Origin of the sequence: Tardiphaga sp. 866_E4_N1_4, assembly GCF_052076075.1 — a bacterium.
Taxonomy (GTDB): domain Bacteria; phylum Pseudomonadota; class Alphaproteobacteria; order Rhizobiales; family Xanthobacteraceae; genus Tardiphaga; species Tardiphaga robiniae.
The window spans coordinates 6,882,169-6,901,045 of sequence record NZ_CP197242.1 but is presented as its reverse complement, the minus strand read 5'-3'; the positions used below and the strand labels follow the sequence as shown (position 1 = coordinate 6,901,045).

The 18,877-nt window shown below is 63.5% G+C and carries 17 protein-coding genes; 7 read left to right on the top strand and 10 right to left on the bottom strand.

All coding sequences use genetic code 11. The features are described 5' to 3' along the window. Positions 1–20 precede the first annotated feature (20 nt). On the bottom strand, positions 21–1,604 hold the full coding sequence (locus AB8B20_RS32860) for a winged helix-turn-helix domain-containing tetratricopeptide repeat protein (protein ID WP_439071212.1): 1,584 nt from the start codon (positions 1,602–1,604) through the stop codon (positions 21–23). Between the two features lie 249 nt (positions 1,605–1,853). On the opposite strand from AB8B20_RS32860, the gene AB8B20_RS32855 reads away from it, so the two are divergent. The 3 genes from AB8B20_RS32855 to AB8B20_RS32845 are packed head-to-tail and all read left to right on the top strand — an operon-like array spanning position 1,854 to position 4,305. After that, positions 1,854–2,594, top strand: coding sequence for an SDR family oxidoreductase (locus AB8B20_RS32855; protein WP_439071211.1), 741 nt, complete (start codon positions 1,854–1,856; stop codon positions 2,592–2,594). Positions 2,595–2,632: 38 nt separating this feature from the next. Next, entirely contained in the window at positions 2,633–3,607 is a 975-nt protein-coding gene (locus AB8B20_RS32850; RefSeq protein ID WP_199712083.1) for an alpha/beta fold hydrolase, read from the top strand. 41 nt (positions 3,608–3,648) lie between these two features. Continuing rightward, entirely contained in the window at positions 3,649–4,305 is a 657-nt protein-coding gene (locus AB8B20_RS32845) for an HD domain-containing protein (RefSeq protein WP_439071210.1), read from the top strand. A 19-nt stretch (positions 4,306–4,324) separates the two neighbouring features. Here the strand turns inward: AB8B20_RS32845 and AB8B20_RS32840 are convergent, their stop codons facing one another. The 4 genes from AB8B20_RS32840 to AB8B20_RS32825 form a co-directional block, all read right to left on the bottom strand. Further along, complete coding sequence (locus AB8B20_RS32840) at positions 4,325–5,005, bottom strand: response regulator transcription factor (protein WP_068730718.1); 681 nt, start codon at positions 5,003–5,005, stop codon at positions 4,325–4,327. A gap of 279 nt (positions 5,006–5,284) precedes the next feature. Then, complete coding sequence (locus AB8B20_RS32835; protein ID WP_439071209.1) at positions 5,285–6,880, bottom strand: Do family serine endopeptidase; 1,596 nt, start codon at positions 6,878–6,880, stop codon at positions 5,285–5,287. Positions 6,881–7,067: 187 nt separating this feature from the next. After that, entirely contained in the window at positions 7,068–7,463 is a 396-nt protein-coding gene (locus AB8B20_RS32830; RefSeq protein ID WP_439071208.1) for a carboxymuconolactone decarboxylase family protein, read from the bottom strand. Positions 7,464–7,501: 38 nt separating this feature from the next. Continuing rightward, the gene (locus tag AB8B20_RS32825; RefSeq protein ID WP_439071207.1) at positions 7,502–8,470 is read right to left on the bottom strand and encodes a Bug family tripartite tricarboxylate transporter substrate binding protein; all 969 of its coding nucleotides are present in this window, start codon (positions 8,468–8,470) and stop codon (positions 7,502–7,504) included. A gap of 136 nt (positions 8,471–8,606) precedes the next feature. On the opposite strand from AB8B20_RS32825, the gene AB8B20_RS32820 reads away from it, so the two are divergent. Both AB8B20_RS32820 and AB8B20_RS32815 read left to right on the top strand, forming a co-directional pair. After that, positions 8,607–9,515, top strand: a complete 909-nt coding sequence (locus AB8B20_RS32820) for an amidohydrolase family protein (RefSeq protein ID WP_439071206.1) — start codon at positions 8,607–8,609, stop codon at positions 9,513–9,515. Continuing rightward, positions 9,512–10,198, top strand: coding sequence for a GntR family transcriptional regulator (locus AB8B20_RS32815; protein ID WP_439071205.1), 687 nt, complete (start codon positions 9,512–9,514; stop codon positions 10,196–10,198). The genes AB8B20_RS32820 and AB8B20_RS32815 overlap by 4 nt, the downstream gene beginning before the upstream one ends. A 24-nt stretch (positions 10,199–10,222) precedes the next feature. On the opposite strand, the gene AB8B20_RS32810 is transcribed toward AB8B20_RS32815, so the two are convergent. Genes AB8B20_RS32810 through ccmI form a run of 4 tightly spaced genes read right to left on the bottom strand, consistent with a single transcriptional unit; the run spans position 10,223 to position 14,311 of the window. After that, complete coding sequence (locus AB8B20_RS32810) at positions 10,223–10,714, bottom strand: cytochrome c-type biogenesis protein (protein WP_439071204.1); 492 nt, start codon at positions 10,712–10,714, stop codon at positions 10,223–10,225. Between the two features lie 4 nt (positions 10,715–10,718). Then, on the bottom strand, positions 10,719–12,701 hold the full coding sequence (locus tag AB8B20_RS32805) for a heme lyase CcmF/NrfE family subunit (protein WP_439071203.1): 1,983 nt from the start codon (positions 12,699–12,701) through the stop codon (positions 10,719–10,721). Continuing rightward, positions 12,698–13,186: a cytochrome c maturation protein CcmE gene (gene ccmE / locus AB8B20_RS32800; RefSeq protein WP_068730510.1), complete on the bottom strand. Its 489-nt coding sequence runs from the start codon at positions 13,184–13,186 to the stop codon at positions 12,698–12,700. The genes AB8B20_RS32805 and ccmE overlap by 4 nt, the downstream gene beginning before the upstream one ends. 6 nt (positions 13,187–13,192) lie before the next feature. Further along, positions 13,193–14,311 (bottom strand): c-type cytochrome biogenesis protein CcmI, encoded by a 1,119-nt coding sequence (ccmI, locus tag AB8B20_RS32795; RefSeq protein ID WP_439071202.1) that lies wholly within the window; start codon positions 14,309–14,311, stop codon positions 13,193–13,195. Between the two features lie 375 nt (positions 14,312–14,686). On the opposite strand from ccmI, the gene AB8B20_RS32790 reads away from it, so the two are divergent. Both AB8B20_RS32790 and AB8B20_RS32785 read left to right on the top strand, forming a co-directional pair. Further along, positions 14,687–15,304: a glutathione S-transferase family protein gene (locus tag AB8B20_RS32790; protein ID WP_439071201.1), complete on the top strand. Its 618-nt coding sequence runs from the start codon at positions 14,687–14,689 to the stop codon at positions 15,302–15,304. A 57-nt stretch (positions 15,305–15,361) separates the two neighbouring features. Continuing rightward, on the top strand, positions 15,362–17,437 hold the full coding sequence (locus AB8B20_RS32785; protein ID WP_439071200.1) for a 2Fe-2S iron-sulfur cluster-binding protein: 2,076 nt from the start codon (positions 15,362–15,364) through the stop codon (positions 17,435–17,437). 59 nt (positions 17,438–17,496) lie between these two features. Here AB8B20_RS32785 and AB8B20_RS32780 read toward each other — a convergent pair whose 3' ends face one another. Next, complete coding sequence (locus AB8B20_RS32780) at positions 17,497–18,876, bottom strand: hypothetical protein (protein WP_439071199.1); 1,380 nt, start codon at positions 18,874–18,876, stop codon at positions 17,497–17,499. Position 18,877 lies beyond the last annotated feature (1 nt).

The window sequence follows — 18,877 nt, the reverse complement described above, 5'->3', positions numbered from 1 at the left end:
ATTTTATCTTTCAGGCAGGCTCATTCCGGAAGGCCGGCTTTGCGCAGGCCTTCCGATGCAAGTGCGAAGTCCTGCGGTCGCCGCACCAGCAGCCAGTCGTCAATATTGCTGAGCCGCAATGTGGGATCGAGCCGGCGCACATGGCCCATCGCCTCACGCGCCTCTTCCATTCGCCCACCCAGAGCATGCGCGGCCGCCTGAAATGCAGCAACACGGAGAATGTTCGGCACCTCGCGCGACGCCTCCCGCAAGCAATCGAGCGCGGTATCAAAGCGTCGCGAATAGAGATGCGACATCGCGATTCCCGTATGCATCTGGAATGTCTCGGGATCGAGCGGACTGAGCCGCATGGCGCGTGAAAAATAGGTGATGGCCTCGTCGTGCTCGCCGAGCGAGACGCGCTGATAGCCCCCGAGATACCAGATCGTCGAGAGATTGGGATTGAGCACCAGCGCACGATCGACATAGGCGACGCAGGCATGCAGGTCCCCGCCGAAATGCGGCCAGGCATGGCCGCCGCGTGTCAGCGCCACCGCATCGTTCTTTCCGAGGGTGACGGCGCGTTCGGCAAGCAGCGCCGCTTCACGCCCGTCAGCCACACGATCGGAAAGCCAGCGATTCATCTTGCGCCAGTAGAAGCATCCCGCAGCCATCCCATAGGCCGCAGCGAAGTCGGGATCGAGCTCGATGGCTTTGTAGAAATTCGCCAATGCCGCATCGATCCCATCGCGCGTCGACACATGAAAATTCGCCAGTCCGCGCAGGTAGTAATCATAGGCGTCGAGGCTTTCGGTCGGCTTCCGCTTGGCGCGTTCGATCTCCGCAAATTCAAGCTGCGGCGCGATAGCGCCCACGACGCTTTCCGTGACCTGGTCCTGCAGATCGAAGATGTCATCGACGACGCTCTCGAAGCGCTCGCCCCACAGATGCATGCCCGTGGTGGTATCGACGAGCTGTCCGGTGATGCGCACGCGGTTCGCCACACGGCGCACGCTGCCTTCCAGTACATAGCGCACGCCAAGTTCGCGCCCGACCTCGCGGACGTCCACAGCACGGCCTTTAAACGTGAAACTGGAATTGCGGGCGATGACGAACAGCCAGCGAAGCCGCGACAGTGCGAGGATGATGTCCTCGACCATGCCATCGACGAAATAGTCCTGCTGCGGATCGCCGCTCAGATTGAGGAACGGCAATACTGCGATCGACGGCCGATCGGGCAACGTCAGCGCGGCGTTCGGATTCGCCGTCGATGTGGCGTGATCGGCAACCGCCGCGTCAGACTGCGCCGGCATTGCCGTCTCGGTCACATCGCCGACGAAGCGAAATCCCTTGCGCGCCACCGTCTTCAGCAGCCGCTGTTCATCGCCGCTATCGCCCAGCGCCTTGCGTACCGCATTGATGTGACTGGCCAGCGTCGATTCGGACACGATCCGTCCCGCCCACACGGCATCGAGAAGGGCATCCTTGCTGACGACGTGGTCGCGGTTCTTCACCAGATGCAGCAGCAGGTCGAAAGCCTGCGGCGTGATCGCCACCTTGTCGCTGCCATGCGACAACTCTCTGCGGTCGGGGTCGAGGACATAGCCTGCGAACAGATACGGCACTCGGCGCTCCATGACTGCCTGCGTTTTCGGCCGGCGGCAATGAACCGTCAAGACCTTCAGGAGGCAACAGAACCGCCCCCACAAGCTGGCCGGTCGCGCGCCATCGGCGGTGACGTGTCAGCCGGCCCTTTCTGAACGAACATCCAAGCGAAACTCAAGAGAAAACGAAGGTTGCGGCAAAGCCTTCCAGTGCGCCGCGGCGCATGGTCCGCCCACACGATCGTCACCGTGTGAAAGGGAGAAAATATCATGAAAGTCGTCGTCATTGGAGGTAGCGGCCTCATCGGTACGCAGGTCGTGAGCGGCTTGAACAAACCGGGCCATAAGGTCTTCGCCGCCTCGCCGTCGACGGGCGTCAACACGCTGACGCGGGAAGGACTGGCCGAGGCCATGTCCGGGACAAACGTCGTCATCGACGTGGCGAATTCGCCATCATTCGAGGACGGGCCGGTGATGGACTTCTTTCAGACATCCAGTCGCAACCTGCTCGCGGCGGAAAAAGCCGCAGGCGTCCAGCATCATCTGGCCCTGTCTGTGGTCGGGACCGAGCGCCTTCAGGCCAGCGGCTATTTCCGCGCCAAGCTGGCCCAGGAGGATCTCATCAAGGCGTCTGGAATGCCCTACACGATCCTGCGGGCGACGCAGTTCTTCGAATTCATCCCCGCCATCGTGCAAGGCGGCGTGGACGGCGACGTGATTCGCCTGGCGCCGGCCCTGATCCAGCCCATCGCATCTGCGGACGTGGCAGCCGCCATGGTGGACCTGGCCTTGGGCACCCCAATGAACGGCGTCGTCGAGGTGGCCGGGCCCGAACCGCTCCCGCTCGACGCACTAGGGCGCAAATATCTGACGGCAAAGCAGGACCCACGCCAGGTCATCGCCGACATCCACGTGGGTTATTTCGGCACGCCGATCAATGATCGCTCCCTGACGCCCGATGCCGGCGCGCGCATCGGAGCGATCCATCTCGACGACTGGCTCAAGGCTTGATCGACGCAAGCTGCCTCTCCGCCAACCAAGGACCGACCATGACCGACGACGTTCCGCGCTCGACACCCTCCCGTCGCGATCTGCTCGCAGCTGCCGCCATCACCGCGATCACTGCCGGCTTGCCCTCGATCGCCGAGGGCAAGGCCGGGGATAAGCCAACGAAACCTCACGCTCACAAAGGACATCGCACCATGAGCACCATCACCACAAAGGACGGCACCGAAATCTATTACAAGGACTGGGGCAAGGGCCCGGTCGTTACCTTCTCCCATGGCTGGCCGCTCAACGCCGACGCGTGGGACGGCCAGATGCTGTTTCTCGCCCAGCATGGCTACCGTGTCGTCGCCCATGACCGCCGCGGTCATGGCCGCTCCAGCCAGGCCTCGAACAACAATGACATGAACGGTTATGCCGACGATCTCGCCGCAGTCATCGAGACGCTCGATCTGAAGGACGCGACGCTGGTCGGCCATTCCACCGGCGGCGGCGAAGTCGCACGCTACATCGGCCGCCACGGCACCAAGCGCGTGAAGAAGGCGGTGCTGATCGCGGCGGTGCCACCGATCATGCTGAAGACACCAGCCAATCCCGAAGGATTGCCGATCGAGGTGTTCGACGGCATCCGCGCCGGTGTGGCCGGAGATCGGTCGCAATATTACAAGGATCTGGCGATCGCCTTCTACGGCGCCAACCGGCCCGGCGCGAAAGTCTCGCAGGGCACGCTGGATCAGTTCTGGCTGTGGAGCATGCAGGCCGGCGCGAAGAACGCCTATGAGAGCGTGAAGGCGTTCTCGGAAACGGACTTCACGGAAGACCTGAAGAAGTTCGACATCCCCACCCTCGTCCTGCATGGCGAGGACGATCAGATCGTGCCCGTGAAGGACTCCGCGGTGAAATCAGCCAAGCTGATCAAGGGTGCCAAGGATGTCTATTATCCCGGCGCACCGCACGGCATCACGGCGACCCATGCGGATCAGGTCAATGCCGAGCTGCTGAAATTCCTGAAGAGCTAGCACAAGCAACCTTCACGGTCCGGTAGAGCGAGGCGATGAACATGCAACAGATCAATGACAGGCAACTGGCGGGAGTAACCGTCCCCGATACGGCCATCATCGCCAGCGCGATCGACCACGCCCGGAACAGTTGCGAACCGTACCTGTTCAACCATGTCGTTAGGTCATGGTTGTTTGCGGTGCGGCTCGCTCAACTGCAGAACATCGAGCACGACGGCGAGGTTCTCGCCGTCGCAGCACTGCTGCATGACATCACACTCAATGAACGCTTCGCCGGACCGCGTCGCTTCGAAGTAGAAGGCGCCGACCTCGCGCGTCTCTTTGTACGGGAGCATGGCTTCGACCGAAGCCGTGCACAGTTGATCTGGGATAGCGTTGCGCTCAATTCCACGCCGTCGATTGGGCTGTTCAAGGAAGCCGAAGTCGCACTCTGCACCGCCGGCATCTGCTTCGATGTCGTCGGCTTGCAGTATGAGCTTATTCCGCCGAGCGCAGTTGCGGCAATTGTCGCGGAATTTCCACGTTTGGGAATGAAGCAGAAAATGACTCGCTGCTTCTGCCATATCGCCCGGACCCAACCCGGCACCACTTACGACAACTTCATTCGCGATTTCGGCGAACGTTTCGTGGCGGGCTACAAGGCAAGCTCCGTCGTCGAACTGGTGATCAACGCGCCGTTCGACGAAGAACAGCCATAGATGCGCGAGGGGCCGCCGCTCACTTCATGCCGTCGCGGACCATATAGCCGGCGCCGCGAATCGTGTGCAGCAGCGGACGCTCAAAGCCCTTGTCGATCTTCGAGCGCAGGCGCGAGATATGGACATCGATCACGTTGGTCTGCGGATCGAAATGATAATCCCAGACGTTTTCCAGCAGCATGGTGCGGGTGACCACCTGCCCGGCATGTTTCATGAGATATTCGAGCAGCCGGAATTCGCGGGGCTGCAGGATCAGTTCCTGGCCACCGCGCGTCACGCCATGCGACAGCCGGTCGAGCTCGAGATCACCGACGCGATAGGTCGTTTCTTCAGCGGGACCGCCCTGGCGGCGCGACAGCACTTCGACGCGCGCGAGCAGCTCAGCGAATGAATAAGGCTTCGGCAGATAGTCGTCGCCGCCGGCGCGCAGGCCCTTGATGCGGTCGTCGACCTGGCCCAGCGCCGAGAGGATCAGCGCCGGCGTCCGGTTACCCTTGTCGCGCAGGCCGCCGATGACGGAGAGACCATCGCGCTTCGGCAACATGCGATCGACCACCAGCACGTCGTAATCGCCGGAATCGGCGAGCGCGAAACCTTCCTCGCCATCGCTGGCGTGATCGGCGACATGGCCGACCTCACGGAAGGCCTTGACCAGATAGTCGGCGGATTCGCGGTCGTCTTCGATGATGAGCAGACGCATCTGGGGATCGGATTCGCTGTGGATCTTGTGAGTCTCGGTCACCATGGCGCGCACCGGGCTTTCATGCAAGGCGGCGGAATGCCCGCCGGTTATCCTTCGGGGCAGAAAGAAGAATAGGCGGTGAAGCTGGGGGAAACTTCACCGCCCATTGGCCTTTCAACGGAGGGGGGCGTTTTCCATCGAAAGGAAGCAGCGGGAGCGAGTTTGTGGCTCGCCCCCTGGAAAGAGCCGTCAGCGGGGGCGACTATGCCGGCGACACTCTCCGTTCATGTGCGGTGATCAGCTCTTCGCGAGGGGAACGGCCACGAACTTCGAGGAGCCGTTCGAGCGAACCCTGATCAGCACGCTGTTCTTGTTGTCGTTGTGCGCGGCGACAATCGCCTCGCGCACATCGCCGGGATTGGTCACGCTCTTGCCGGCGACTTCGAGAATGACGTCGCCTTCCTTAAAGCCACGCTCGGCAGCGGCACTCTTCGGATCGACGCCGGTCACGACCACGCCGTCCTTGCCGGCACCGGCGACACTGCTCGCGGGCGAGACCGTGAGGCCAAGCCGCGGCACGTCGCTGCCGCGCGATGACGATCCCTTGTCACCGCTATCGACATCGGCCTTCGCCTCTACCGTGTTCGGCAACTGGCCGAGGGTCATGGACAGAACCTTGTCCTCCCCCTTGTGCAGCACGTTGATCTTCACCGTGTTGCCCGGCGCGAAGCCGCCAATGGTGCGGGCGAGTTCGCGTGCATCCTTGACCGGCGTGCCATTCACCGCGGTGATGACGTCACCCGACTTGATGCCGGCCTTGGCTGCCGGACCATCGGCCTGCGGCTCGGCGACCAGCGCACCTTCCGCCTTCTTCAGGCCGAGACTGTCAGCGATATCCTGGGTCACCGGCTGAATCTGCACGCCGATCCAGCCACGCGAGACCGAACCCTTGTCCTTGAGCTGCGCCACCACCGTCTTCACGGTCGAGGCCGGGATCGAGAACGCGATGCCGACGCTGCCGCCCGAAGGCGAATAGATCGCGGTGTTGACGCCCATCACTTCGCCCGACGTATCGAAAGCCGGACCACCCGAATTGCCCTTGTTCACGGGCGCATCGATCTGGATGAAATCGTCATACGGACCGCTGCCGATGTCGCGACCCGAGGCCGAGACGATGCCTGCGGTCACGGTGCCGCCGAGTCCGAACGGGTTGCCGACTGCCAGCACCCAGTCGCCGATCCGCGGCTTGCCGTCAGCAAGCTTGGCGAACGGGAAATCGGTGCGGCCCTCGACCTTGATCAGCGCCAGATCGGTGCGCGGATCGGTGCCGATCACCTTGGCCGAATAGGTCTTGCCGTCGTCGGTCGAGACCTCGACCTTGTCGGCGCCATCGACCACGTGATTGTTGGTTACGGCGAAACCGTCAGCCGAGATGAAGAAGCCCGAGCCCTGACCGCTCACGACGCCACGGCCGCCGCCGCGCGGACCACCGCGCATGCCCGGGGGCACGCCGTCCTGGCCGAAGCGCTTGAAGAAGCGCTCCATCGGGGAGCCCGGCTGGAACGGCGAGTCGCCGTTGTTGTCGTCATCCTTCGATGCGACCTTTTCCTTCATGTTGACCTTGACCGAGATCACCGACGGCTTCACGCGCTCGACGATATCGGCGAAGCCGACCGGCTGCGCGGCCTGCGACTTGACCTGCTTGTCGACCTGCGCGTGCGCAGTGGTGGTGAAGATGTCGACCGGACCGTTGGAGGGCGACAGGCCATAAGCGGCAACACCAAGGCCCGCAACGACCGACGCCATCAGCGCGAATTTACGCGCAGAGAACAGCGAACGGCGGGACGCCTTGTAGGACGGCAATTCGGAAAAATCGGTGGGGCGGTCGGACATCGAGAAAATCTCCAGAGCAACGGCGCGGGGGCAAGGCGCCTTGTGTGATCTGAAGATGGAGGTTTCCACCTTACCGCGGGCTGGCAGGGGAATTAAGGTTTGGTAATCTGGCGGATACAGGTGTGGCGGGATGACGCGGGGACAACGCGCCTGAATCACCCCGATATCGGCAGATGCAGCGGCGGTATCAGCCGCCGGTTTTTTGAACCGTCTCCGGGAACAGACCGGCCAGGATTTCGCCGGCCATGTTGAAGGCTGCAACGCCGCGGAATAGCGCCGCGATTCCGGCGCTTGCGTGCAGTTCCTCAAGCGTGGCGCCGGCCTTGATCGCAGCCTTTGCGTGATTGGCAGCAGCTTCGGACGTCTGGACCAGCAGGATCGCGAACGACATCAATTGCACGGTCTTCTGGTCCAGTGCCGTCGGCGTCAGCGCCGCAATCCGCCAGTCCTCCAGCGCCGTGACCAGAGCGGGATCGACGCGCATGCCCAGTTCCAGTCGCTTGGCGATCTTCGGCGGCGTGAAGCCGATCATCCCCTCATAGCGGGATTTCAATTCGTCGAGCTGCGCAATTTTCTTCGTCATATGATTCCCGTTTTCAAATCGATCTTGGCACGAAGTCCCTACTCGACCTTGGCACCCGCTGTCTTCACCACCTGGCCCCATTTTTCTGACTCGGTGCGCAGAAACGCTGCGAACGCGTCACCGGACAGCGTGCCGGGCTCGGCGCCGACATCGGCGAGACGTTTCACCATGTCGGGGTCCTTCAGCACCTTGGTCACTCCGTCGATCAGCATCTTCGTCACATCCGGCGGCATCTTGGCCGGCGCGACGAGGCCAAACCATGACGACGCCTCGAAATTCGCGACCCCCGCCTCCGCCATGGTCGGCAGCTCCGGGAACAGAGGCGAGCGCGCTGCGCCGGCCACGGCAATCGCGCGGATCGTGCCGCCCTGAACCTGCGGACGAATGGCCGGCATGTTGTCGAACATTATCGGGATCTGACCGGCGATCAGGTCATTCATCGCCGGCGCCGCGCCGCGATACGGCACATGCACGATATCGATGCCGGCGCGTGCCTTCAGCAGCTCGCCCGCCAGATGATTGGTTGATCCCAAGCCGGACGAGCCGAAATTGAGTTTGCCCGGCGACGCCTTGGCGAGCGCGATCAGCTCAGCCACCGTCGTCGCCTTCACGCCGGGATTGACCGCCAACACGATCGGAACCGATGCGATCAACGCCACCGGCGTGAAATCCTGCGCAGGATTGAAGGGGAGTTGCGCGTAGAGCGACTGATTGACCGCGAGCGGTCCGGGCGCCGTCAGCAGCAACGTATAGCCGTCAGCGGGCGAGCGCGCGACGGCATCCGCGCCAATGTTGCCGCCGCCGCCGGCACGGTTATCGATCACCACCGGCTGTCCCCAGAGCTCCTGCAGCTTGGTGCCGAGCAAGCGGGCAACGACGTCGTTCGATCCGCCGGCCGGAAACGGCACCACGATCTTGATGCCGCGTTCGGGAAATCCTGCATGGGCCACCTGGCCGACCAGCGAAACCATGACCAGAGCCACCAGTGCAGAAACCACGTGCCGCATGCGAACCTCCAAATAATCGATTTTTCTTGCTTCGTCGATTTTATGTTGGCACTACTTAAGGCTGTCGTCAAATCGGCTGATTGCCACCGTTTATTTTCAGCGAACAAAGATCGCTTATTTGAAGGGAGTTGCCACGATGAGTGCGCATACGCCTGGCGCCGCACCGAAGCCCTGCCCCGGCCCCGATCGCCATCCGAAGCGTCCGGCATTTGTGATGCCGCGTGGTGCCTGCGATACCCATGTCCACGTCTTCGGCCCGCAGGCCGAATTTCCGTTCAGCGAACAGCGCAGCTACACGCCGGAAGACTGCACCTATGACGACCTGATGCATCTCCACGAAACGCTCGGGATCGACCGCGCCGTGATCGTGCATGGCGGTGCTCATGGCACAGACAATAGCGCGACCCTCGCAGCCCTCGACATCAATCCGCGACGGTTGCGCGGGGTGGCCGTGATCCCGTCGGGCCTGCCTCAACAGGAGCTCGAAGACATGCACCTTCGCGGCATGCGGGGCTGCCGGATGTCCACCGTCGTCAGCGGCGGGGCGTCCTTTGCGCATCTGGCGGGGCTCGCGGACGAGACCTTCGATCTCGGCTGGCATCTCGCGCTGCATTTCAACAAAGCGAGCGAACTGGTCGATGTCGCGCCTCAACTGATGCAGGTCCGCAGTCCGTTCGTGCTGGATCACCTCGCCCGGATCAGCGCTGCGGAAGGCGTCGACTCCGAACCGTTCCGAACCTTGCTGCGATTGCTCGATACCGACCGCTGCTGGATCAAGCTCGCCAGCCTGTATCGCCTCTCTGCGGAGCCCTATCCGCATCGCGACATGCTGCCGATGATCGCGCGCGTGGTCGAAGCGCGTCCCGACCGCATCCTCTGGGGCAGTAACTGGCCACATCCGATCTGCCCGGTCGCGATGCCGAACGATGGCGACCTCGTCGATCTCATCCCGCTCTGGCTGCCGGATCCCAAAGCGCAGCAATTGGCACTGGTGGATAATCCGGCTTCGCTTTACGGTTTCGAGAGCATCGGACGGGCATCATGAGCACCGCACACACCACTACGGCCGGCGCGATCCCGACCACATTGTCCACCACGCTCGTCGCCCGCTTGCGGGATTCGATCATGCGCGGCGACCTACTGCCGGGCAGCAAACTCAATCTTGATCGCCTACGCACCGCCTTCGGCGTCAGCCTCAGCCCGCTGCGCGAAGCGCTGTGTCGTCTGGAGAACGACGGACTCGTCGCGCTGATCGACCAGCGCGGCTATCGCGTCACGCCGGTCTCGGCGAGCAATCTCGCCGAGATCATCCGGCTACGCGTCGAACTCGAAGGCCTCGCCGTCAAGGAAGCCATCGAACACGGCGATGTCGCCTGGGAAGGACGCGTGCTCGGCTCGCTGCACCAGCTCAGCCGCTGCAAGCGCGGCTCACGCTCGGCCGCTGAACAGGAAGCCTGGGAGATTGCGCATCGCGCCTTCCACGCCGAACTGATCTCGGCGTGCCAGATGCCGCTGCTGCGACAGTTCTGCGCGACGCTGCACGACCAGAGCGATCGCTATCGCCGCATTTTTCTGAAGAAGCATCAGCCCGATCGCGACGTGCCTGCAGAACACACGGCAATGGCCCACGCGATGATCGAACGCCGCACACGCGATGCAACGCGGATCCTGCGGGAGCATATCGAACGCACGGGTCGGAACATCCAGGCAGTGCTGGCGGCCAAGTAGAAGCCGACCGCGGCAACGATTGGGCTAGGACGATTTTGTCTCGCTCTGCGCCGCGAGCAGCTTTTCGATCCGCGCTTCTTCCTCGGCGGTGAGCGTCATCACGCCATCATCATCGCCTGCAGCCCTGCCCCGCCGCCGGTTGTGCCACCACAAGGCAACGCCCCCACCGATCAGCACCAGTGGCGTCAGCAGCCACAGCAGCAGCGTGTGCAGGTTGAGCCGCGGCTTCAGCAGCACGAATTCGCCATAGCGCGCCACAAGGAAATCCAGCACCTGCTTGTCGCTTTCGCCAGTGGCGATACGCTCGCGCACTAGGAGACGCAGATCACGCGCCAGCGGTGCATCGGAATCGTCGATGGACTGATTCTGACAGACCATGCAGCGCAGCTCCTTCGACAGGTTGCGCGCGCGGCCTTCCTGGGCCGGGTCCTTCATGATCTCGTCGGGCTGCACCGCATGCGCGAGCGGCGCAGCGAGCAGGAACATAAAGGCGAGGCTTGCGACAATGCGTGTCACGCCGTCACTCCGCCGGCTGCAGTGCGCGCGACGCCTTTGCCGGCTTCGGCGCGCCGACGCGCAGCCGCCGATCGGATAGCGACAGCAGCCCACCAAAGGCCATCAGCACCGGTCCCCACCAGATCATCAGCACCAGCGGCTTGTGATACATTCGCACGGCAACCGCGCCGCCGGCGGCCTCCTCGCCGAGCGAGATATAGAGCTGGCTGGCGCCGCGCGACAGCAGCGCGGCTTCCGTGGTCGAGGACTGCCGCGCGGTGAAGTTGCGCTTCGATGGCGTCATCTCGCCGATCTCGTCGCCGCCGCGCGTCACCCTGAAACGCGCGAGGCTCTCGCGGAAATTCGGCCCCTGCCGCTGCATCACATCCTTGAGCGTGAGCTCATAGCCGGCAAGCTTCGCCACATCGTTCGGCTGCATGGTGCCGATATATTCGGTATTCCACGTGCTCTCGCAAACGATGCCGATCAGCGCGACGCCGATGCCGGCATGGGCGAAGGCCGTGCCCCAGGCCGCGCGCGGCAATCCGCGCGCACGCCGGAACGCGGCGTCGAACGGCAAACGAAACAGCATGGTTCGCTCGGCGACATCGACGATCGATCCGGCGATCACGAACACGCCGAGCCCGATCGCCAGCGGCGCCAGCGCCGCACCGCCGGTCGTCCATGCCCAGACCAATGCCACCGCCAGAAGCGCTGCAATGCCGGCCGCCATCAGCCGCTGCGTGACGCCTCTGAGATCGCCGCGCTTCCACGCCAGCAGCGGCCCGAACGGCATCGCCAGCAGCAGCGGCACGAACAGTGGCCCGAAAGTGAGATTGAAGAACGGCGCGCCCACCGAGATTTTCTCGCCGGTCAGCATTTCCAGCGCCAGCGGATACAGCGTGCCGATGAACACCGTGGCGCAGGCCGTGGTGAGGAACAGGTTGTTCAGCACCAGCGCGCCCTCGCGCGAGATCGGCGCGAACAGTCCGCCCTGCTTCAGCGACGACGCGCGCCACATATACAGCGTCAGGCTGCCGCCAATGAACACGCACAGGATCAGCAGGATGAACACGCCGCGCGTCGGGTCGGTCGCGAAGGCATGAACCGAGGTGAGGACGCCGGAGCGCACCAGGAAGGTGCCGAGCAGCGACAGCGAGAAAGTCAGGATCGCGAGAAGTATGGTCCAGACCTTCAGCGCATTGCGTTTCTCCATCACGACAGCGGAGTGCAACAGCGCGGTGCCGGACAGCCATGGCATCAGCGAGGCATTCTCGACGGGATCCCAGAACCACCAACCACCCCAACCGAGTTCGTAATAGGCCCAATAGGAGCCCATCGCGATTCCGAGCGTCAGGAAGATCCATGCCACCAGCGTCCATGGCCGCACCCAGCGCGCCCATGCAGCATCGATGCGGCCTTCGATCAGCGCGGCGACGGCGAAGGAGAATGCGATGGAGAAGCCGACATAGCCGAGATAGAGCATCGGCGGATGCACCGCGAGGCCGATATCCTGCAGCACCGGATTGAGATCGCGGCCCTCGAGCGGCGGCTGCGCCAGCCGCAGGAACGGATTCGAGGTCATCAGGATGAACAGATAGAACGCCGCAGCGATCCAGCCTTGCACCGCCAGCACATGCGCGCGCAGCGACAGCGGCAGATTATTGCCGAAGGCGGCAACCAGCCCGCCGAACAGCGCGAGGATCGACACCCACAGCAGCATCGAGCCTTCGTGGTTTCCCCACACGCCGGTGATCTTGTAGAGTAGCGGTTTGGCGGAATGCGAATTCTCGAACACGTTGGCGACCGAGAAATCCGACGTGACATAGAGCGTCGTCAGCGCGAGAAATGACAGCCCCGCAAACAGCAACTGCGCCAGTGCCGTGGAGCGCGCGACATTCATCAATGCCGGATCGCGCAGGCGCGCACCGATGATCGGCACCGTCGACTGGATCAACGCCAGCGCCAGCGCCAGCACCAATGCATAGTGTCCCGCTTCGGCAATCACTGCGTCACCACAGGCTTGGCAGCGCCCTGCGACATCACGGGCTTGCCGCCCTCGCCTTCCTGCCAGCGCCCCTGTTTCTTGAGCGCGTCAGCGACTTCCTTCGGCATGTAGTTCTCGTCATGCTTCGCCAGGACCGTATCGGCCTTGAACACGCCCGACGCATCCATCGCGCCTTCGGCGACAACGCCCTGCCCCTCGCGGAACAGATCCGGCAGGATGCCCTTGTAGTTCACCGGCAAGGTTGCGCCACCATCGGAGACCTTGAAGCTCACGGCGAGATTATCGCCGCGCACCAGCGAGCCCTGCTCGACCATGCCGCCGAGACGAAAGCGCTTGCCAACGGGGATCTGCTTTTCGGCAACCATCTGCGGCGTCGAGAAGAACACGATGGAATCGCGCAGCGCGTTCAGCACCAGCCCGGCCGCGATGGCGAGCACCACCAGCGCTCCACCGATCATCGTCAATCGTCGCTGCTTGCGTGTCATTGCGCGTTACCCATCCAGCCCGGTGTCTTTCAGGCCATCGTTCAGCTTGCGCAGCCGCTCGGCATCGGTGCCGACCGCCTCCCGTGCATCCGCAAGCGCGCTCTTTGCCTTGTCGCGCTCACCGAGCACCATATAGGCACGCACCAGCCGCAACCATCCCTCGACATCGCTGCCATCCTGCTTGAGCCGCGTGGCAAGCCGGTCGACCATGCCATGGATCATCGCATTGCGGTCGCCTGCATTCATGCCCTGTACCGACGCGATCGTGTCTTCCGACAGCGCCGGCAGGTTCGGGCCTGATTTCGGAGCGCTGCCGCCGACACGCGCCAGGGCCGCCGTGACCACCGGACGCCACGGCGCATCCGCAGGTCCCTTTGCCAGCATGTCGCGCCAGATCACCGCCGCGTCGCTGCCACGCCCGTCCTGCTCGGCCGCGAGGCCCAGGAAGTAGCGGGCCTTGACCTCTCCAGCATCGAGCGCGACAGCGCGTTCGAATTCGGTCTTGGCATCCGCGGTGATGACACCATTGCCGGCCATCGCCATGGCCTCGCCGAGATCGGCGCGCCGCGCGGCCGTATCGCCGGCATAGGTGATCGCATTGCGGAACGCGCGCACCGCATCGTCGGTACGGCCGATCTTCGCCAGCACGGGCGCCAACAGGGTCCAGCCGCGGCCGTCGGTCGGGTTTTTCTCGAGATGCTGCTCGACCTGTGCGACGAGATTGTCCAGCGGCTGGGTGGGACTGGGCGACTGGTTGCGCGCCGCGAGCGGAAAGTCCGGCATGGCAGGCGAGCCGAGCGGCAGATAGAAGCCGATGGCCAGCAGCGGCAGGCCGATCAGCGCCACCAGCGCCACCGCGCGGCGAAAGCCGGGACTGCTGCCCACGGACGCCGCGCCCTCGGCATCGACGGCTGCCAGCAGACGGCGGCTGATCTCGACACGCGCTGCTTCCGCCTCGGTCGGCCCGATCAGGCCGGCGGCGGTATCGCGGGTGATTTCAGCGAGCTGATCCCGGTAGACAGTGGCTTCGGTGCCCCCGGCATCGGAGCGGGTCCGGCCAAGCGGCCACAACACGGCGAAAGTCGCTGCGGCGGTCATCAAGGCGAACACAAACCATAAGGCCATCAATGGGTTCCGGCGTAGTCTTGAGTCGATCTAAACGACGTCTTTGCCGGGTTACACCATGGCCGCCGACGCCGCGCAATTGACTTTTATGCCATCGCGACGTCAGGACGCTTGTTCTGGATCAAGGATTGCGGCGGCTGCGAGCCCGCTTTCCGAGTAATGCCCCCCTCCGCGACGTGGATGCCCTCCGGGAAGACCCATCGACGCGATTGATGAAACCGCTATCGGGCCTGTCGCGCGCCGACAAAGGCCGCGGTTATTTCATCCGGCGCAATGATGAAGTGCACAGAGCGTGCATTCTCGCGCGCCGGATTATGAAGCAACTTGCATTCGCTGAACGGGAATGAACCCGACCACGAATTCAGGATCAAGATCATGAAGCTCTATCACCATCCACTGTCCGGCCACTCTCATCGCGCGCATCTGTTCGCTTCGCTCCTTGGCCTGCCCCACGAACTCATCGAGGTTGACCTGAAGTCGGGCGCGCACAAAACGCCGGATTTCCTTGCGCTCAATCCGTTCGGTCAGGTGCCGGTCCTCGATGACAGTGGCACCATTGTCTCCGACTCGAACGCCATACTCGTTTATCTCGCCAAGACATCCGGCCAAGCCGAGTGGCTGCCCGATGATGCGAAGGGAAGCGCGGCCATCCAGCGCTGGCTGTCTGTCGCTGCCGGCCAACTGGCCTATGGTCCTGCCGCTGCACGGCTGATCACCGTTTTCGGCAGGAACTTCAATCCAGAGGAAGTCATCGAGCGCGCGCACGCCTTGTTGGCACTGGTCGAAGCGCATCTCGCCGATCGCGACTGGCTTGTCGGCAATGGTCCGACCATCGCGGATGTGGCGCTCTACAGCTACATCGCAAGCGCGCCGGAAGGAAATGTCGATCTGTCCGGCTATCCCAAGGTGACCGCCTTCTTGCGCCGCATCGAAGCGCTGCCCGGCTTCGTGCCTTTCGCCAAGACCCCCGTCGGCCTCGCCGCTGCGGCTTAACTGCGTGTGTCGGGCGTATCCAGGCATACGCCCGACACCGCCAACGAGAGCGGACCGATGACCGATACTATGTCGCTATCAAAACTGGACATCTGGCACGCCGGCGAGAAGACGATTCAGGAAAAGGTCGGCGTTTCGACTCACATGGATGAGCTCGGCAGGCGCATCGTGCGCGACTACATGCCGACGCAACACCGGGATTTCTACGCCCAGATCCCCTTCATCGCCCTCGGCAGCGTCGACGGCGCAGGTGACGCATGGGCCACATTTGTCACCGGCAAGCCCGGCTTCATCTCATCGCCAACAGCGCAATCGCTCGATATCGATGTCGTCAGGGAGCCAAGCGATCCCGCCAGCGAAGGGATGCACGAGGGCGATGCGATCGGCCTGCTCGGCATCGAACTTCACACGCGCCGGCGAAATCGGGTCAACGGCATCGTCGGACCATCGGACAATAACGCGATCCACTTCGACGTCGATCAAAGCTTCGGCAACTGTCCGCGCTATATCCAGCTCCGCGACTATGAATTTGCCCGCGACCCACGCGATCAGTTTACGGGCGACATCGAAGAGAAAGCCGAAATCGACGCAACGGCACGCCGCATGATCGAAGCCGCCGACATGTTCTTTGTCGCGTCCTATGTCGAGCGAGAATCCCGTCGACAGGTCGACGTCTCGAGCCGCGGCGGCAATCCCGGTTTCGTTCGCGTTGCCGACGATGGCACGCTCACAATCCCGGATTTCGCGGGCAATCTGTTCTTCGCCACGCTGGGCAACATCCTCATCAACGGCAAAGCTGGACTCTTGTTTGTCGATTTCGAGACCGGCGACGTCTTGCAGATGACCGGTGACGCGCGGGTCATACTGGGCTCCCCGGAGATCGCCGCCTTCCAGGGCGCCGAGCGCCTCTGGCAATTCAACGCGCGGCGTGTCGTTCTTCGGCGCGGTGCCCTGCCCCTGCGCTGGGCGTTCCGGCCGGACGGATGGGCTCCGAGCACGCTCATGACAGGCAGTTGGGAGCAGGCAGCCGGTCGTTTGCGGGCTGCAGAACTTGCGACCAAATGGCGGCCGTTCAAGGTCATCAACATCGTCGATGAGAGCGCAACGGTCAGGTCGTTCCATCTGGAGCCGACCGACGGCGTTGGCCTCCTCCCTCATCGTGCCGGGCAGTATCTCCCGATCAGACTATCCATTGACGGAGCGGAGAAGACCACCAGCCGAACCTATACGCTGTCGGTCGCGCCTTCGGATCACGTCTATCGCATCAGCGTCAAACGCGACGGACTGGTGTCGCAGCGGCTGCACGACGGCATCAATATTGGCGACGTGATCGAAGCAAGGGCGCCCGCCGGTGAATTCACCATCGATGCCGCTGAGGCGCGACCAGCGGTGCTGCTGGCGGGCGGCATCGGCATCACGCCGATGCTCGCGATGCTGCGGCATGTGATTTACGAAGGGCTGCGGACGCTCAAGACTCGACCGACCGTGCTTTTTCAGGCAGCCCGTTCGAAGAACGAGCGTCCCTTCGGCAACGAATTGGATGAGCTTGCGGCCTCCGCTGGAGACGCAGTCCGGGTCATCCGAGTTCTCGGCGACATCACGGATGCCGAAGAAGGCCCCGACTACGACGCTGCGGGGCGTATCGACATGGCCCTGCTGTCACGGTTCATGCCGGTCGGCGACTACGATTACTATCTCTGCGGACCGTCCGGATTCATGCAGTCGATCTATGACGGTTTTCGTGCACTGAACATCGCTGACAACCGTATCCACGCCGAAGCATTCGGCCCCGCGTCACTGGTACGAACTGTCGACAGCCCGGCGGCAGCGCCGGCGCGCCAGCCATCGTCGTCGACATCGGTGCATGTCGTGTTCACCGAGTCATTGAAGGAAGCGCGCTGGACGCCTGAATCCGGCACGCTGCTCGACCTCGCCGAATCCCGAGGCCTGAGCCCCGATTTCAGTTGTCGGGAAGGACATTGCGGCACCTGCCGAACGAAGCTTCTGGCGGGAGCGGTGACCTACGTCAAAGAACCAGCCGCTGCGGTGACCGACGATGACGTACTGATCTGCTGCGCCGTCCCGGCTGCACATGACGGCAGCGAAACCAATCGCATTCAATTAGCGCTCTGATCTCGGGATGAGGCGATGCGAATGTCACATCGCCGGCGAGCCATTTCGCATCGCCTGGCCTAGCCGGCCCGCTTCGGCTTGCGCTCGACCACGACCATGGCCTGTTCGGCGGCGCGGCTCATCAGCGAGGCATATTCCTGGCCGAACAACACCTGGCAGAAGCGGATCGCGGCCTTGGCCTGCATCTGCCGGTAGCTACGGACGCGGGTATCGCCGGCGCGCAGCGACTGCACCAGCGACTCCGTGGACTTCTCGACATATTGCTGCAGGTCGGAATAGGTCCGCAGCGTCACCTCGTTGATGGCGAGTTCGCTGGCATAGGTCCGGCACACCGCGACGAAATTGATCAGCGCCACCGTCTCCTCGACCTCGGCGAAATCGATCGTCGCCGTGGCAGCAATATCCTTGTCAGGGCGCTGGCGCAGCAGACGCCGCACCCTGCCCGGCACGCTCTCGATCTCCGACTGCAGCGTCGAGGAAATCTCCACTCGGATCGACGCCATCTGGCGGCCCCAAGTGGAATCGTTGCGCATGTCGAGTTCAGTGCGCAGGCCGCGCACGCCGTCATGGGCGACCTTGAGATGTTCGGGGGCGCTGTCGAACTTGCCGCGCCTGATATCGGAGCGCAGTTCGGCCGCGACGCGATTGAGATCGGACAGCGCCATGGTCACGGCGACGCCATAGGGCGTGGCGGCCACGCGGATTTCATCGTCCGAGGCCGCGATCTTTACCGCCAGACGAATGATCTGCCATGGCGCCGCCAGCCGCTGCATCACCAGCGAGAGTGCGAAAGGCAGCACCTGCGGCGTGGTCAGTGTCGGCACGTTCAGCGCGCTGTTCACCGAGGCGATCTGGCTATCGCCGAAGCTGCGCAGCACGCTCGGCAGCTTGCCCGCAAAGCCGTCGAGTTGCTCGCGCGCCTTCAGCACCGCGCCGATGGACGGCAGGTCCTCGACCGCATGGGTCGGCCCGATGCGGGCCGCGCCGCGATTGCCCGACGTGGCAGCGGTAATGGCGGCTGCTGCCGCCTGCTGGAATTTCTTGACGGCGCGCTCGATGTCCGAAGCGCCCGGCTCGGGCGATACGGTGACGGCCGCCTCGAACTCGCGCACGGCGTCTGCGGCGTCGCGCTCCAGCCACTGCCAGATCGGCAGCAGCGAGGCGCGCCGGATCTGTCCGGGCCGGACATTGCCCACCCCCTCAATGAGGAACGGCTCGAGCGATTTGAAAACCAGCCGGGTCGGATCCTCGACTCGCGGGCGCACTGCATTCTCGTGACCACGGACCACGCCGCGCAGCAGGTCGAGCACGAAATTGGCGACCACGACGTCTTCGCCGCGCTCGATCGCGCGCTCATATTCGCGCATCAGCAGCATCTGCGACTGCTCGGGCAGTTGCGCCAAATACTCCCGCAAGCGATCGATCGAGGTTTTGTTCATG